Source organism: Rhizobium sp. 18055 (genome assembly GCF_902706285.1).
GTDB lineage: Bacteria > Pseudomonadota > Alphaproteobacteria > Rhizobiales > Rhizobiaceae > Rhizobium.
Window position 1 is genome coordinate 154,292 of the sequence record NZ_CACSKD010000005.1, and the last position, 13,589, is coordinate 167,880.

General features: G+C 62.0%; 17 protein-coding genes. 9 read left to right on the forward strand and 8 right to left on the reverse strand.

The features are described from left to right. Positions 1–126: 126 nt before the first annotated feature. From GVL52_RS11350 to GVL52_RS11365, 4 genes are all read left to right on the forward strand, one after another. Entirely contained in the window at positions 127–834 is a 708-nt protein-coding gene (locus GVL52_RS11350) for a pyrimidine 5'-nucleotidase (RefSeq protein ID WP_160007019.1), read from the forward strand. Positions 835–944: 110 nt separating this feature from the next. Next, positions 945–1,586, forward strand: coding sequence for an EF-hand domain-containing protein (locus tag GVL52_RS11355; protein WP_160007020.1), 642 nt, complete (start codon positions 945–947; stop codon positions 1,584–1,586). A 161-nt stretch (positions 1,587–1,747) separates the two neighbouring features. Further along, complete coding sequence (locus tag GVL52_RS11360; RefSeq protein WP_244619151.1) at positions 1,748–1,948, forward strand: DUF4160 domain-containing protein; 201 nt, start codon at positions 1,748–1,750, stop codon at positions 1,946–1,948. After that, positions 1,941–2,354 (forward strand): DUF2442 domain-containing protein, encoded by a 414-nt coding sequence (locus GVL52_RS11365; RefSeq protein ID WP_160007021.1) that lies wholly within the window; start codon positions 1,941–1,943, stop codon positions 2,352–2,354. The genes GVL52_RS11360 and GVL52_RS11365 overlap by 8 nt, the downstream gene beginning before the upstream one ends. A 54-nt stretch (positions 2,355–2,408) precedes the next feature. Here the strand turns inward: GVL52_RS11365 and GVL52_RS11370 are convergent, their stop codons facing one another. Beyond that, complete coding sequence (locus tag GVL52_RS11370) at positions 2,409–3,275, reverse strand: LOG family protein (RefSeq protein WP_160007022.1); 867 nt, start codon at positions 3,273–3,275, stop codon at positions 2,409–2,411. A 191-nt stretch (positions 3,276–3,466) separates the two neighbouring features. On the opposite strand from GVL52_RS11370, the gene dapD reads away from it, so the two are divergent. The 3 genes from dapD to GVL52_RS11385 all read left to right on the forward strand — a co-directional run bounded on the left by dapD (position 3,467) and on the right by GVL52_RS11385 (position 6,248). Then, positions 3,467–4,321, forward strand: coding sequence for a 2,3,4,5-tetrahydropyridine-2,6-dicarboxylate N-succinyltransferase (gene dapD / locus GVL52_RS11375; RefSeq protein WP_160007023.1), 855 nt, complete (start codon positions 3,467–3,469; stop codon positions 4,319–4,321). A 150-nt stretch (positions 4,322–4,471) separates the two neighbouring features. Further along, positions 4,472–5,665, forward strand: a complete 1,194-nt coding sequence (gene dapE / locus GVL52_RS11380; RefSeq protein WP_160007024.1) for a succinyl-diaminopimelate desuccinylase — start codon at positions 4,472–4,474, stop codon at positions 5,663–5,665. Continuing rightward, entirely contained in the window at positions 5,652–6,248 is a 597-nt protein-coding gene (locus GVL52_RS11385) for a hypothetical protein (RefSeq protein WP_160007025.1), read from the forward strand. Before dapE ends, GVL52_RS11385 begins: the two co-directional genes overlap by 14 nt. On the opposite strand, the gene GVL52_RS31265 is transcribed toward GVL52_RS11385, so the two are convergent. The 7 genes from GVL52_RS31265 to GVL52_RS11420 form a co-directional block, all read right to left on the reverse strand. Beyond that, complete coding sequence (locus GVL52_RS31265; protein WP_306440361.1) at positions 6,245–6,403, reverse strand: hypothetical protein; 159 nt, start codon at positions 6,401–6,403, stop codon at positions 6,245–6,247. The two genes, GVL52_RS11385 and GVL52_RS31265, sit on opposite strands and share 4 nt — an antisense overlap. Before the next feature lie 86 nt (positions 6,404–6,489). Then, entirely contained in the window at positions 6,490–7,296 is an 807-nt protein-coding gene (truA, locus tag GVL52_RS11395; protein WP_160007026.1) for a tRNA pseudouridine(38-40) synthase TruA, read from the reverse strand. Then, the gene (gene fmt, locus GVL52_RS11400; protein WP_160007027.1) at positions 7,296–8,231 is read right to left on the reverse strand and encodes a methionyl-tRNA formyltransferase; all 936 of its coding nucleotides are present in this window, start codon (positions 8,229–8,231) and stop codon (positions 7,296–7,298) included. Before fmt ends, truA begins: the two co-directional genes overlap by 1 nt. Positions 8,232–8,272: 41 nt before the next feature. Beyond that, positions 8,273–8,692, reverse strand: a complete 420-nt coding sequence (locus GVL52_RS11405; RefSeq protein ID WP_160007028.1) for a type II toxin-antitoxin system VapC family toxin — start codon at positions 8,690–8,692, stop codon at positions 8,273–8,275. Beyond that, entirely contained in the window at positions 8,689–8,949 is a 261-nt protein-coding gene (locus tag GVL52_RS11410) for a plasmid stabilization protein (RefSeq protein WP_160007030.1), read from the reverse strand. The genes GVL52_RS11405 and GVL52_RS11410 overlap by 4 nt, the downstream gene beginning before the upstream one ends. Positions 8,950–9,013: 64 nt before the next feature. After that, positions 9,014–9,532: a peptide deformylase gene (gene def, locus GVL52_RS11415; RefSeq protein ID WP_160007032.1), complete on the reverse strand. Its 519-nt coding sequence runs from the start codon at positions 9,530–9,532 to the stop codon at positions 9,014–9,016. A 98-nt stretch (positions 9,533–9,630) separates the two neighbouring features. After that, complete coding sequence (locus GVL52_RS11420; protein ID WP_160007034.1) at positions 9,631–11,130, reverse strand: globin-coupled sensor protein; 1,500 nt, start codon at positions 11,128–11,130, stop codon at positions 9,631–9,633. 196 nt (positions 11,131–11,326) lie between these two features. On the opposite strand from GVL52_RS11420, the gene GVL52_RS11425 reads away from it, so the two are divergent. Together GVL52_RS11425 and GVL52_RS11430 are read left to right on the forward strand one after the other, a co-directional pair. After that, positions 11,327–12,550 (forward strand): DNA recombination protein RmuC, encoded by a 1,224-nt coding sequence (locus GVL52_RS11425; protein WP_160007036.1) that lies wholly within the window; start codon positions 11,327–11,329, stop codon positions 12,548–12,550. 51 nt (positions 12,551–12,601) lie between these two features. After that, positions 12,602–13,501, forward strand: coding sequence for a ribokinase (locus GVL52_RS11430; RefSeq protein WP_160007038.1), 900 nt, complete (start codon positions 12,602–12,604; stop codon positions 13,499–13,501). Positions 13,502–13,589: the final 88 nt, after the last annotated feature.

Below are 13,589 nucleotides of genomic sequence, written 5' to 3' on the forward strand. Positions count from 1 at the left end.
GCTTGACGCTTTTCCCGGCATTGCTTCAGCCCGCGGCGGTAACGACCGCCGCGGCGCATTGCTCGACCGGCGGCCATGGTCGCATTCCGGATTTCAATCGATCGCCGCCCATGCCATAAGGCTGGCATGACCAAGATAGATCGCACCCCGACCAAATCCGACTTTTCGCATGTCACAGAGTGGGTGTTCGATCTCGACAACACGCTCTATCCGCACAGCGTCAATCTGTTCGCGCAGATCGACAAGAACATGACGGCCTATGTCTCGACGCTGCTGCAGATGGAGCGCGACGAGGCACGCAAGCTGCAGAAGCAGTATTATCTCGATCACGGGACGACGCTGCAGGGGCTGATGATCCACCACGGCGTCGATCCGAACGACTTCCTTGAGAAGGCGCATGCGATCGACTATTCCAGCCTGACCGAACAGCCGGAACTGGGAGCTGCGATCAGGGCATTGCCGGGGCGCAAGTTCATCTTCACCAATGGCAGCGTCAGGCACGCCGAAATGGCGGCCGGCGCGCTCGGCATTCTCGATCATTTCGACGATATCTTCGACATCGTGGCCGCAGACTTCGTGCCGAAGCCGGCGCAGGCGACCTACGACAAGTTCACCGAACTGAAGCGGGTCGAGACGACGAAAGCCGCGATGTTCGAAGACCTGCCGCGCAACCTGGTTGCTCCGAAGGCGCTCGGCATGCAGACGGTTCTGCTGGTGCCCAACAACCTCGAGGACACCGTCGTCGAATGGTGGGAAAAGACCAGCGGCGACGATGATCACATCGACTTCGTGACCGACGATCTCACTGATTTCCTTGAGAAGATTAACGGCTAGGTTACGAAATTTTCATCCAGCTTACCGATGTTTAATTGGGCAATTCGGGTCGGCCGCCCTACCTTTTGGTTTGTGATCCCCAATGAGATTACACACTGAAAGGAATTCAAATGTCTCGCAACAAGCTGATACTGGCCGCACTTTCCTCCGTCCTGATCGTCGGTGCCGCAGCCGGCAGCAGTTTTGCCGCGCCCGGCGACAAGCACAAGCATCCGCCCAAGCCCCACCACATGATGATGGGCGGCGGTCCGCGCGGACCTATGATGCGCGAAGTCGTGTTCGTTCGCATGCTGCAGCAGTTCGACACCAACAAGGACGGCCAGATCTCCAAGGACGAAGCCAAGAATGGCATGGAGACGATCTTCGCCGCCATCGACACAGACAAGGACGGCTCGCTGACGCCAGGCGAGATCCGCAAGTATCACGAAGCGCAGATGGCCAAGGCCAAGGCGCCGGCCGACGACATGGCAGCCGATGACGATGCCGCCCCTGCGCCGCCGCCTGCCGATGCCGACGCCGGCCAGCCCGCGCCGCCGCAGGATGAAGCCAACCGCGGCCCCGGCCGCCACGGCATGCGCGGTCCCGGCATGATCCGCGAACTGATGATCATGCAGCGCATCGACACCGACGAGAACGGCCAGATTTCCAAGCAGGAAGCCGAAGCCGCCTTCGACAAGTTCTTCACGCGGATGGACAGCAACAAGGACGGCACAATCTCGATCGCCGACATGCCGGACCGTCCGTTCCTGTAAGGACTGGCATTGCTGAAATGACAGGGCCCGTCGCGATCTCCGCGGCGGGCTTTTCTGTTTGTGATGCACTCACAGGCGTCGCCGGATATTTGCCCCACGATTGAAATACCCAACTTGTTAGGTTATCGTACTCCCTGGTTACGGTTTTGCGCCGATATGGAATGCGCTTCGTCATCTATACGGCCGATCACGAGCCACCCCACGTTCATGTCGTCGGCGATGGTGAAGCGCGCATCGACATTCTCGACCTCAAGGTCATCACGCAAGGCGGGATGTCCGACGGGGACGTGCGTCACGCGATGGACGTGGTAGCAGCGAACCGGCAATTGTTTCTCGATACCTGGAGACAGTATCATGGTTGAGATCACCGACGCAGAACTGGCCGCGGCCAAGCGACGCTGGGAGACAGAGCGCGCCGAGCGGCCAATTCCCACGTCCGTCCGGTTCGACAGTGTATCCGAACGCGTCATCGTCGAATTCACGAATGGCGCGTCCTTCCTGTTCCCGGCCCGCGCGCTGCAGGGACTGGAAGAAGCATCCGCCGCCCAGTTGGCCGAGGTAGAACTGCTCGGAGAAACCGGGCTGCATTGGGAGAGCCTCGATGCGGACTATACGATCGCGGGCTTGATGAGCGGCATTTTCGGCACGAAGACGTTCATGGACGCCCAGCGTCGTGGAGGGCAATCCCGATCGGCGGCCAAAATAGCCGCCAGCCGGGTCAATGGCGCCAGGGGCGGTCGCCCCAAAAAAACCGAGGACGGTTCGTAGTCGGCGCTGCATGGCGGTCTTGCCGCCGCCATGACATGATCTGCTTTCGCGCCGCTATTCAGGGTGCTCGTAGAAATCCTGGATGATCTTCCAGGCGGCATCGGCGGTATCGACGAAGCTGATCAGGTCGATATCATCGGGGGCGATGGTGCCGAATTCGGCGAGCGCCTCGAAATTGATGATGTTCCTCCAGAACTTTTCGCCGAACAGGATGAGCGGCATCTTTTCCATGCGGCCGGTCTGGATCAGCGTCAGGCATTCGAAGAATTCGTCGAGCGTGCCGAAGCCACCGGGGAAGACGGTGATGGCCTTGGCGCGGACCATGAAATGCATCTTGCGGATGGCGAAATAGTGGAAATTGAAGCTCAGCTCCGGCGTGACGTAGACGTTCGGGGCCTGCTCGTGCGGCAGCACGATGTTGAGGCCGATCGACGGGGCTCCCTCGTCGGCAGCGCCGCGGTTTCCCGCTTCCATGACGCCGGGGCCGCCGCCGGTGACGACGACATATTCATGGAAATCGAAGCCGGCAGCGTATTTCGAGCAGAGACGGGCGAACTTGCGAGCCTCGTCGTAATAGACCGAGGCGGCCTCCAGATTGGCGCGCTGTAGCTCGTTGCGGGCGGCCCATGCGCTCTGGCCGGGGGCCGGGATGCGGGCGCCGCCGAACATGACGACCGTCGATTTGATGCCGCGCTCGGTGAGCAGCATTTCCGGCTTCATCAGTTCCAGTTGCAGGCGGATCGGCCGCAACTCTTCGCGGCAGAGGAAATCCTCGTCGGCATAGGCAAGGCGATAGGCCGGCGACAGGGTCTGCGGCGTCTTCGGCACGGCCTGGGCGCGCTGCTTGTCGGTCTCGCTCGATTTCAACGGGTCCCAAACGCCATCCTTGCGCCGCAGCCTGCCGTTCTTTGCCTTTGCCATTCCAATGCCTTTCCGTCCCGCCGGCAGTTGCTGCCGGTATGTCGTTGCACGTCGGTTATCGGGAGCGTGAACCTGTCCCGAAAAATCATTCCATTTTAGCCCTGCATGCGATAGAGCAGATCGCATTCCGCCAATCACAATACCCGGAGGCTTCGGCCTCCACGATAAAGATCGAAGTTTAAGGAATTCTCATGAGCGCCACAGACCTTTCCGCCCTCGAAACGATCCTCGAAGCCGCCTTCGAGAACCGCGATAGCGTCAGCACCGCGACCAAAGGCGAAGTGCGCGATGCGGTCGAGACCGCGCTCGAACTTCTCGACGGCGGCAAGGCCCGCGTTGCAGAACGCGGCGCCGATGGCGTGTGGAAGGTCAATCAGTGGCTGAAGAAGGCGGTTCTGCTGTCCTTCCGCCTCAACGACATGGACGTCGTCAAAGGCGGCTCCGGCAACTCGACATGGTGGGACAAGGTGCCTTCCAAGTTCGAGAACTGGGGCGAGAGCGAATACCGCGCAGCCGGCTTCCGCGCCGTGCCGAACTGCATCGTGCGCCGCTCGGCCTATATCGCCAAGAACGTCGTGCTGATGCCGTCCTTCGTCAATCTCGGCGCTTTCGTCGATGAAGGCACGATGGTCGATACCTGGGCCACGGTCGGCTCCTGCGCCCAGATCGGCAAGAACGTGCATCTTTCCGGCGGCGTCGGCATCGGCGGCGTTCTGGAGCCGATGCAGGCCGGCCCAACGATCATCGAAGACAATTGCTTCATCGGCGCCCGCTCGGAAGTCGTCGAAGGCTGCATCGTGCGCGAAGGCGCCGTTCTCGGCATGGGCGTGTTCATCGGCAAGTCGACCAAGATCGTCAACCGCGCCACAGGCGAGATCTCCTACGGCGAAGTGCCGCCCTATTCCGTCGTCGTCGCCGGCACCATGCCGGGCAAGCCGTTCCCGAACGGCGAGCAGGGCCCGAGCCTCTATTGCGCGGTGATCGTCAAGACGGTGGATGAAAAGACCCGTTCGAAGACCGGCATCAACGAGCTGCTGCGCGACTGACAAGATCATCGGTTTCCGGCGCCCCGCATATCGTGGCGCCGGGATGCCGATCGCCGGGCATCCGCCCGGCATGATGGACGGCCCATTTCAACAGGGCGGCACTGCCGCCTTGCCTTTTCTTTGCCATTACCGCCGGATAGTTGCATTGCCATGACCGCTACAGATCCCGTTGCCAATCTCCAGACCCTGATTCGCTGCCCGTCCGTGACGCCCGCCGAAGGCGGGGCGCTTTCGGCGCTGGAAGCGATGCTGTCCCCGCTCGGCTTCAAGGTGGACAAGATGAAGGCGACGGAGCCGGGTACGCCCGATATCGAAAACCTCTATGCCCGCCTCGGCACCGACGGACCGCATCTGATGTTTGCCGGGCATACCGACGTGGTGCCTGTCGGCGACGAGGCCGCCTGGACGCATCCTCCCTTTGCCGCCACGATATCGGGTGGCGAGATGTTCGGCCGCGGTGCCGTCGACATGAAGGGCGGCATTGCCTGCTTCGTGGCCGCTGTCGCCCGCCACATCGAAAAGCATGGGCCGCCGAAAGGCTCGGTGTCGTTCCTGATCACCGGCGACGAGGAAGGCCCGGCGATCAACGGCACCACCAAGCTGCTCAGCTGGGCGGCCGAGCGCGGCGAGCGCTGGGATGCCTGCCTTGTCGGCGAGCCGACCAACCCGGATACGCTCGGCGAGATGATCAAGATCGGCCGCCGCGGCTCGCTGTCCGGCAAGATTACGGTGCACGGCGTACAGGGGCATGCCGCCTATCCGCATCTGGCCGACAATGCCGTGCGTGGGATCCTGCAGCTGACGCAGGCACTGATGTATCCGGCCTTCGACGCCGGCACCGAGGATTTCCAGCCGTCCAACCTCGAAGTGACGACGATCGACGTCGGCAATCCGGCGACCAACGTGGTGCCGGCCAAGGCGACGGCGAGCTTCAACATCCGCTTCAACGACACATGGACGGCAGACAGCCTGCAGCAGGAAATCCTGCGTCGTCTGGATGCCGCTGCTAACGACGGCGTGCTGCGCCCGGGCCGCGCGACGCTCAACTACAATATCGTCTGGGCCGAGCGTCCGAGCCACGTGTTCCTGACCCGCAACAACGCGCTGATCGCCTCGCTGTCTGCGGCGATCGAGAGCGTTACCGGGCAATCGCCGAAGCTATCGACGACGGGCGGTACATCGGATGCGCGTTTCATCAAGGATTATTGCCCGGTGGTCGAATTCGGCCTTGTCGGGCAGACCATGCACATGGTCGATGAGCGCGTGGCGATCTCCGATCTCGAGCAGCTGACTGTGGTCTACGAAACATTCATCGAGCGCTGGTTCGAGAATGCCGGGATTTAAAGAGGTCCAATATTACCTGGCGGGGCTCTGGCTGCTGATCCGCATGGATCCGGCCGGCTTCCGGTTTCTCGACCTGTCCGAGCGCGGCGTCAACCGCTCGTTCTGGGCCTTCGTCTGGTGCCTGCCACCAATGGGGATTTCCTGGCTCTGGTGGCGCGAGGCCTTCCTGCAGACGATGCCACCGCACACCGATGTCGGCATGCTGTTCTATTTCCGGCTGGGGCTGGTGGAGGCGGCAAACTGGTTCGTGCCGCTGGTGTTTGCCGGGCTGCTGCTGCTGGCCTTCAAGAAGGGCGAGCGCTTTGCGCCTGTCATCGTTGCCGTCAACTGGCTGGGCGTGCCGCTCTCCTACATCAACGGCCTGTTGCTGGCGCTGGTGTTCTTCGTGCCCGGCGCAATCGGCATCGTCTCGATGCTGCTGCTGGCCTTCATGCTGGCCCAGGTCTTCGCCATCGCCCGCATCCTCCGAATGATCTTCAACGGCAACGGGCTGCTGATCGGGGCGATGACGCTGGTGCTGTTCGTACCGGCGCTGATGCTGTCGGAGTATCTGCAGCGGTTTCTGGGGATCTACCCGGTTTAGACGGCGTCTTTGCCCGGAATGATCTCTCCATCCTCCTTGGTGTAGACGCCGATATCAGGATTTTCCAGTATTTCCAGCACGACCGCCGATAGACAGCAGAGGCGCGTGCCCTTTTCTGTTACAATGATCGGGCGGGCGAGCATGGTGTCGAGCAACTGATTATCGGTCAGCGATGACGACGGGCTGGTCGCCCGACTGACGGATTGTCGCGAGCGTTCTGGCGCGGGCGCCGTACCTCGGATTATGACAGACCATTGTCGGCATTCGGTGCTTCCGGCTCCCTGCGGCGATCAACGATCACGTCGGGATAATCGACCTGCATGAAATAGAGGCCATCGGGCGGCGCCACCGGGCCGCAGGCCTTGCGATCTCTGGCGTCCAGTGCTGAGCGCACGTCATCCGGCGTCCAGCGTCCCTCGCCTGCGAGCTTCAGCGTGCCGGCGAAGGAGCGGATCTGGTTGTGCAGGAAGCTTTGGGCCGTGGCGCGGATCTCGATCAGGTCGCCGGTACGGGTCACATCCAGACGGTCGAGCGTGCGGATGGGGCTGTTGGCCTGGCAATGGGCGGAGCGGAAGGTGGTGAAATCATGCCTGCCGACCAGCATCTGGGCGGCGGCGTGCATGGCCTCGTGATCGAGCGCCTTGGCGACCCACCAGGCCTTGCCGGCCTCAAGTGCCAGCGGCGCGCGGCGGGTGATGATGCGGTAGAGATAATGGCGGCGCAGGGCGGAAAAGCGGGCGTCGAAGAATTCGCTGGTGCTCTGGACATCGAGGATGGCAACGCGCTCGCCGGCGAGCCTGAGATGGGCGTTCAGCGCATTCTGCAGCTTGAAGGGCGACCATTCCTTGGCGAGATCGGCATGGACCACCTGGCCCATGGCGTGGACGCCGGAATCGGTGCGCCCGGCGCCGCGGATCGCCACGGTTTCACCGCTCACCGACAGGATCGCCGTTTCGATGGCGCCCTGCACGGAGGGACCGTTGTCCTGACGCTGCCAGCCGACATATTGCGATCCGTCATATTCGACGATCATCCGGTAGCGATGCATCAGGCGAGCCTCGTGCCTTGAGGCAAATGGGTGCCGTGCAGGAAATCCGCCGCCGCCAGCGGCTTGCCGCCGGCCTTCTGCAGCTTGGTCAGCCTGACGGCACCGGTGCCGCAGGCGACGACGAGATCATCGGTCAGCAGTTCGCCGGGAGTGCCCGTGCCGTCCGCGCGCTCGGAGCCGAGCACTTTGACGCGCTCCGGCTTGCCTGAGATCTCAAGCTCGAACCAGGCCCCCGGAAAGGGTGCCAGACCGCGGATGTGGTTGTGGACCTCGGCGGCATCGCGGGAGAAATCGATGCGCGTCTCGCTCTTGTCGATCTTCGAGGCGTAGAGCACGCCTTCATCAGGCTGCGGGGTCAGCGGCAGGTCGTCCATCTCAAGCTTCACCATCGCCTCGGCCATCGCCTTGGCGCCGGCGTACATCAGTTTGTCGTGCAGTTCACCGCCGGTCATGTTTTCGCCGATCGCGACTTCGCTGCTGATGGCGACGGCGCCGGTGTCGAGCCCCTTGTCCATCTTCATCACCATCATGCCGGTCTTTTCATCGCCCGCCATGATTGCCCGCTGGATCGGGGCAGCCCCGCGCCAGCGCGGCAGCAGCGAGGCGTGACCGTTGTAACAGCCGTAGCGGGTACCATTGAGGATGGCTTCCGGCAGCAGCAGGCCATAGGCGACGACGACGGCGACATCGGCCTTGTGCTCGGCGAAACGTGCGCGTTCATCCGGGTCCTTGAAATTGACGGGGGTGAAGACCGGGATTCCGAGAAGCTCGGCTGCCTGATGGACCGGCGATTTCTGCAGATCGAGCCCGCGACGGCCGCCGGGGCGCGGTGGCTGGGTGTAGACGGCCAAGATCGTGTGACCGGCATCGACAAGCATGCGCAGGGTCGGGACGGAGAACTCAGGCGTTCCCATGAAGATGATGCGAAGAGACATTGTGTGCCGCCAGTCTTTGGCCTTGCGGCCAATCTTGAAGATCAGCCGTCTTCAAACGGGTTTACGAGCTTGAGATCAAGCCCTTCGAAGTCTTTTGTGTTGCGCGTGGCAAGCGTTGCGCCATGCACGAGGCAGATGGCTGCGATCATGGCGTCTTTGGTTTCCATCCGACGCCCCGCTTTTCTGCGTGCGGCAGCCAAAGCGCCGTAGCGGCGGGCCGCCTCAAGGGAAAACCCAAGAATACGGCCGGCGAAGTCCGCCTCGATGCGCGCGAAGGCCGAGGCTAGCCCAATTTTCCGGTGTCCGTCTTCCAGCAAATGCAGGCCGTAGTGCATTTCGCCAATGGAGATCGTCGTCAGGAATAGAGCCTCGATCTCATATGTATCCAGCCACGCCAATATCCGCTCGCTGTGCAAGCGCCCCTGCATTTCGGAAATGACATTGGTATCGAGAATGATCATTTATCGAAACGCGGTGGCTCGCGATCAGGTTCGCGGCGCAAATCCGAAATCTCTCTGACTTCATCCTCGGTCAGCCGATCATCGCCAATAAGCGCTCTCAGCCGTTGCCCGGCCGGCACAAGCGACTGGTCGCGCAGGATCTGAATGCGCATCACCTCGATTGCCTCTTGCGACAGGCTACGGCCGTTGCGGGTCGCGCGCTCCTGCAGCTGAAGCTTCAGGCTGTCATCCAGGCCCCTGATCAGAAGATCACCCATTCGCCACCTCCATCATGATATCACTGATATCATAATCCTTCGGCGCCGAATGTTCAACGGCGGCTCACAGAGCCTTAGTGGTCTTGGCGGCCTTGGTGAACTTCTTGACGACCATTTCGCGCTTCAGGCGGGAGATGTGGTCGATGAAGAGAACGCCGTTCAGGTGGTCGATCTCGTGCTGCAGGCAGGTGGCGAGCAGGCTGTCGGCTTCGACGGTCTGTTCCTTGCCGTCGCGGTCGAGATATTTGACGCTGACGGTCGCCGGGCGCTCGACTTCGGCATAGTAGTCCGGGATCGACAGGCAGCCTTCTTCGTAGACCGAGCGTTCGTCCGACGATGCGACGATTTCGGGATTGATGAAGACCAGCGGCTGCTTGTCTTCGCCTTCACGCGCGACGTCGATGACCAGCATGCGGCGCGGCACGCCGATCTGGACGGCGGCGAGGCCAATGCCCGGGGCATCGTACATGGTGTCCAGCATATCGTCGACGAGACGCTGGAGATCGCTGTCTACGCGCTCGATCGGCTTCGACACCTGACGGAGCAGCGGATCGGGGAGAATGATGAGTGGCTTGATGGTCATGGCGTTCCCCATAACCCATCTTTTTGCGGGATGGAATTATCCGAAGGCCGGAGGCGGCGATTTTTTGTGTCGCCCCCGGAATTTGGCCGTATTTCGGGTCAGGCGGCGCGGCGTGAGGCCGTGTAGGCTGAGCGCCCAGTGCTATCGATGCGGAAGCGCTCAAGCAGGCCGACCAGTCCCTCGACCTCGCTGCGCAGGCGTCGGGTTTCGGACGAGGTGCGCTCGACCATGCCGGAGTTCTGCTGGGTGATGGTATCCATGTTGCGGATGGCGACGCTGACTTCGTTGACGCCGGTCGCCTGATCGCGGGCGGCAGCTGCAATGTCGGCGACGAAGTTGTTGATGATATCGATGCGGTTGATCATGTCGCTCAGCGATTCACCGGTGCTGCTGACGATATCGACGCCCTGGTTGACCTGAACCGTGCTCTCCGAGATCAGCCTCTTGATCTCCTTGGCAGCATCGGCGGTGCGTTGTGCGAGCTGGCGGACTTCCTGGGCGACCACGGCAAAGCCCTTGCCGGCTTCACCCGCGCGGGCGGCCTCGACGCCGGCATTCAATGCCAGCAGATTGGTCTGGAAGGCGATCTCGTCGATGACGGCGATGATCTTGGTGATCTCGGTGGACGACTTTTCGATGCCGGCCATGGCGGAGACGGCGCTGGTGACGAGCTCGCCCGAGTTCTTGGCCTTCTGCTGTGTTTCGCGAACCGCATCAGACGCCTTTTCGGCATTGGAGGCGGTCTGGCCGACGCTGACAGAGAGCTGCTGCAGTGCTGCCGAGCTTTCCTCGACGCCGGCTGCCTGCTGTGCGGTGCGTAGCGCCAGGTCGTCGGACCCCTTGGCGATCACATCGGTGCCGCGGAGGATTTCTCCCGATGTGGCACGAACCGATGCGAAGGAGGCGCGCAGAGCGGCAACGGCACGATTGTAGTCGTCACCCATATCCTTGAAATTGCCTGGCAGATCGGTCGGCAGGACGGCTTCGAGATCGCCTCTCGACAGGGCTTCGAGGCCACGGCGGAGATGATCGAGCGCCATCGCCTGGTCGGCTTCCGCCTTGACGCGCTCGTCTTCCAGCTTCAGGCGCTTTTCTTCCAGTGTTTCGAGATAGACGGAGATCGAATAGTCCATGTCGAGCATGGCCGCCTTGACGACGGCCGTCAGCTTGTCGGCAAGTACCCTGCCCTGCTGGCGGGCAAACATCGAGGGCCACTGCTTGTCCATCAAGCCCTTGATCAGATCGCTCATCAGCAGCGCGTAGCCACCGATGTACCAGCGTGGCTCCAGGCCGATGCGCGCATGGGTTTTGCCAACCGTAACGACGCCCTTGACGTAAGCCTCGTCGAAATTGCCGCCTGCCAGATTGTCCCAGTGAGCCTGCTGGCGGGTCTTGGCGTGGTTCATGTGCGATTTGTCGGCGAAGAAACCGGCGACGGCAGGCGTTCTTGCCAGCTTGCCGTAGAACCTGTCCAGCGCAGCGCCCAGCAACTCCGAGATAGCCGGACGCATTTCGCGTAGCGAAGCGCGTGCTCCATCATCCAACTCGATGAAATCGAGGCGCTGCTTGAGGCCGTTGTCGGATTGCTGGCTGGTCATAGTATCTCTGCTTTGTAATTGATGCGGAAAGATAATTTAGAGGCAGCTTTTGCCGAATATAGTTTCGCAACCGTTAAATTAAGTCGTGATTTGTTAGCTAGCGGGGCCGCGTCGCAGCCGATCACAGCGGCGGATGCGCCGAGTTGTGTTCACCTTTTGATCTAGCCAACACGGTCGAGTTTGCTATGGTGCGCAGATGACAGCTCACGCCGACTCACTTTCCGCCGCTCTTTCAAGCTTCAGCCCTGCCACGCTTGCCGTTGCCGGCGGTGCGATCGCAGCGCTGATCGTGCTGATGATCGTTCTTCTTTTCCGCAGCAGCCAGTTGCGGCGGGAACAGGCCGAGGACGCCCAGGAACGGGCTGCGGGCGCCGACGCGCGCATGGCCGAGCTTTTGAAAATCCAGTCGGAGATGCATGGGCGCATGGCAGCCATGGCCGAGGTGTTCGGCTCCCGGCAGTCGGAACTGAACCAGGCGATCAACCAGCGGCTGGATGGCATGACGCAGCGGGTCAGCACCTCGATCAGCGAGCAGACGAAGTCGACCCATGAAAACCTGCAGAAGCTGCAGGCGCGGCTGGCGGTGATCGATGCCGCGCAGAACAACATCCAGACGCTGGCGAAGGACGTGGTCGGGCTGCAGGCGATCCTTTCCAACAAGCAGACACGCGGCGCCTTCGGGCAATCGCGGATGGAGACAATCGTCGCCGATGGTCTGCCGATGGGTGCCTATGCTTTCCAGCAGACGCTTTCCAATGGCTCGCGCCCGGACTGCACCATCCGCATGCCGAACGGTGCGGCACCGCTGGTGATCGATGCCAAGTTCCCGCTGGAGGCCTGGAACGCGATCCGCGATGCGGGCGGGCCGGATCTTGCCAAGGCGGCGTCGCAGCAATTCCGCCGCGATATGGAAATCCATATCCGCGACATCTCGGAGAAATACCTGATCCAGGGCGAGACGCAGGACACGGCTTTCCTGTTCGTGCCGTCGGAATCGATCTTTGCGGAGATCCACGAGAATTTCGAGCCGATCGTGCAAAAGGCGCATCGGGCGCGGATCGTCATCGTTTCGCCATCGCTGCTGATGCTGTCGATCCAGGTCATCCAGGCCGTGCTCAAGGACCAGCGGATGCAGGCGCAGGCGCATGTGATCCAGGGCGAAGTCGCCAATCTGATGGATGACCTCAGCCGTCTCGACGACCGCGTGCGCAAGCTGCAGGGCCACTTCGCCATGGCGCAGAAGGATGTCGACATGATCGTCACCTCGGCCGACAAGCTGACCAAGCGCGGTGTCAGGATCGAGGCGCTGGAATTCGAGGCCGGTGATGGCAACCGGCCCCCAAGCGATACCGAGCCCGCACCCAAGTCCGTCGAGAGTAGAACGGGACTTCTCAAGCTCAGGGTGGTTGACGACGAGTAAGCCCTTCGGGCAGTGTCGCGCCCAAACAAAAGCTTTGGAAGGGACGCCCTCATGATCACCGTTTTCGGCTCCATCAACATGGACCTTATCGCCACGACGCAGCGGCTGCCAAAGCCCGGCGAGACGGTCGCTGGCAACGGTTTTTCAACGGCGGCGGGCGGCAAGGGCGCAAACCAGGCGCTGGCCGCACGCCGGGCGGGCTGCACCGTGCACATGGCGGGCGCTGTCGGCCATGATGGCTTCGCGGACGAGGCGCTTGCCCTGTTGAAGGATGCGGGCACCGATCTTGAGGCTGTCAAGCGGGCCGACCAGCCGACCGGGACAGCAGTGATCCTCGTTGGCGGCGATGGCGAAAACATGATTGCCGTGGTGCCGGGCGCAAACGGTACCGTGACTGCCGAAGATGCCGACAAGGCCGTCGGCGCCATGACAAAGGGCGACACGCTGATGCTGCAGCTCGAGGTTCCGGCACCGGCCGTCGAACGGGCATTGGCCACAGCCCGCGCCAAGGGCGTGACGACCATCCTCAATCTCGCGCCGCTGATCGACGATGCCGCTCGCCTTGGCCGTCTCGCCGATATCGTCATTGCCAACGAGACGGAGTTCGAGCGCCTCGCCGGGCAGGAGAACATGAGCCCGGACGACCGTGAAGCCGCGCTGAAGCGCCTCAATGCCGAGACGGGTCAGACGCTGATCGTGACACTCGGTGGTGACGGTGTCGTTGCGATCCGCGATGGCGTCCTGTCACGGGCAAAAGGGTTGAAGATCGAGCCGGTGGACACGGTTGGCGCTGGCGATACGTTTTGCGGTTACTTCGCCGCCAGCCTCGACGAAGGTCTCGATTTCGAGCCGGCGCTGCGGCGCGCAGCCGTCGCAGGATCGCTCGCCTGCCTGAAGCAAGGTGCGCAGCCATCCATCCCATCGAGAGACGATGTCGCAAACAAACTCTAGGCGCCATCAACCCGCGACATTCCTAATGAATTTGTTTACGCAGCTGTAAATTACCAACGCATTTCATTCAAACTTAAGAGATTTCCGG

Excerpts from the sequence above, each read along its gene's own strand:
- GVL52_RS11420 (WP_160007034.1), bottom strand. The coding sequence starts at position 11,130 with ATGACCAGCCAGCAATCCGACAACGGCCTCAAGCAGCGCCTCGATTTC.
- GVL52_RS11355 (WP_160007020.1), top strand. The coding sequence starts at position 945 with ATGTCTCGCAACAAGCTGATACTGGCCGCACTTTCCTCCGTCCTGATC.
- GVL52_RS11365 (WP_160007021.1), top strand. The coding sequence starts at position 1,941 with ATGGTTGAGATCACCGACGCAGAACTGGCCGCGGCCAAGCGACGCTGG.
- dapD (WP_160007023.1), top strand. The coding sequence starts at position 3,467 with ATGAGCGCCACAGACCTTTCCGCCCTCGAAACGATCCTCGAAGCCGCC.
- GVL52_RS11410 (WP_160007030.1), bottom strand. The coding sequence starts at position 8,949 with ATGGGTGATCTTCTGATCAGGGGCCTGGATGACAGCCTGAAGCTTCAG.
- def (WP_160007032.1), bottom strand. The coding sequence starts at position 9,532 with ATGACCATCAAGCCACTCATCATTCTCCCCGATCCGCTGCTCCGTCAG.
- GVL52_RS11430 (WP_160007038.1), top strand. The coding sequence starts at position 12,602 with ATGATCACCGTTTTCGGCTCCATCAACATGGACCTTATCGCCACGACG.
- GVL52_RS11405 (WP_160007028.1), bottom strand. The coding sequence starts at position 8,692 with ATGATCATTCTCGATACCAATGTCATTTCCGAAATGCAGGGGCGCTTG.
- GVL52_RS11425 (WP_160007036.1), top strand. The coding sequence starts at position 11,327 with ATGACAGCTCACGCCGACTCACTTTCCGCCGCTCTTTCAAGCTTCAGC.
- GVL52_RS11360 (WP_244619151.1), top strand. The coding sequence starts at position 1,748 with ATGCGCTTCGTCATCTATACGGCCGATCACGAGCCACCCCACGTTCAT.
- truA (WP_160007026.1), bottom strand. The coding sequence starts at position 7,296 with ATGCATCGCTACCGGATGATCGTCGAATATGACGGATCGCAATATGTC.
- GVL52_RS11350 (WP_160007019.1), top strand. The coding sequence starts at position 127 with ATGACCAAGATAGATCGCACCCCGACCAAATCCGACTTTTCGCATGTC.
- GVL52_RS11370 (WP_160007022.1), bottom strand. The coding sequence starts at position 3,275 with ATGGCAAAGGCAAAGAACGGCAGGCTGCGGCGCAAGGATGGCGTTTGG.
- dapE (WP_160007024.1), top strand. The coding sequence starts at position 4,472 with ATGACCGCTACAGATCCCGTTGCCAATCTCCAGACCCTGATTCGCTGC.
- GVL52_RS11385 (WP_160007025.1), top strand. The coding sequence starts at position 5,652 with ATGCCGGGATTTAAAGAGGTCCAATATTACCTGGCGGGGCTCTGGCTG.
- fmt (WP_160007027.1), bottom strand. The coding sequence starts at position 8,231 with ATGTCTCTTCGCATCATCTTCATGGGAACGCCTGAGTTCTCCGTCCCG.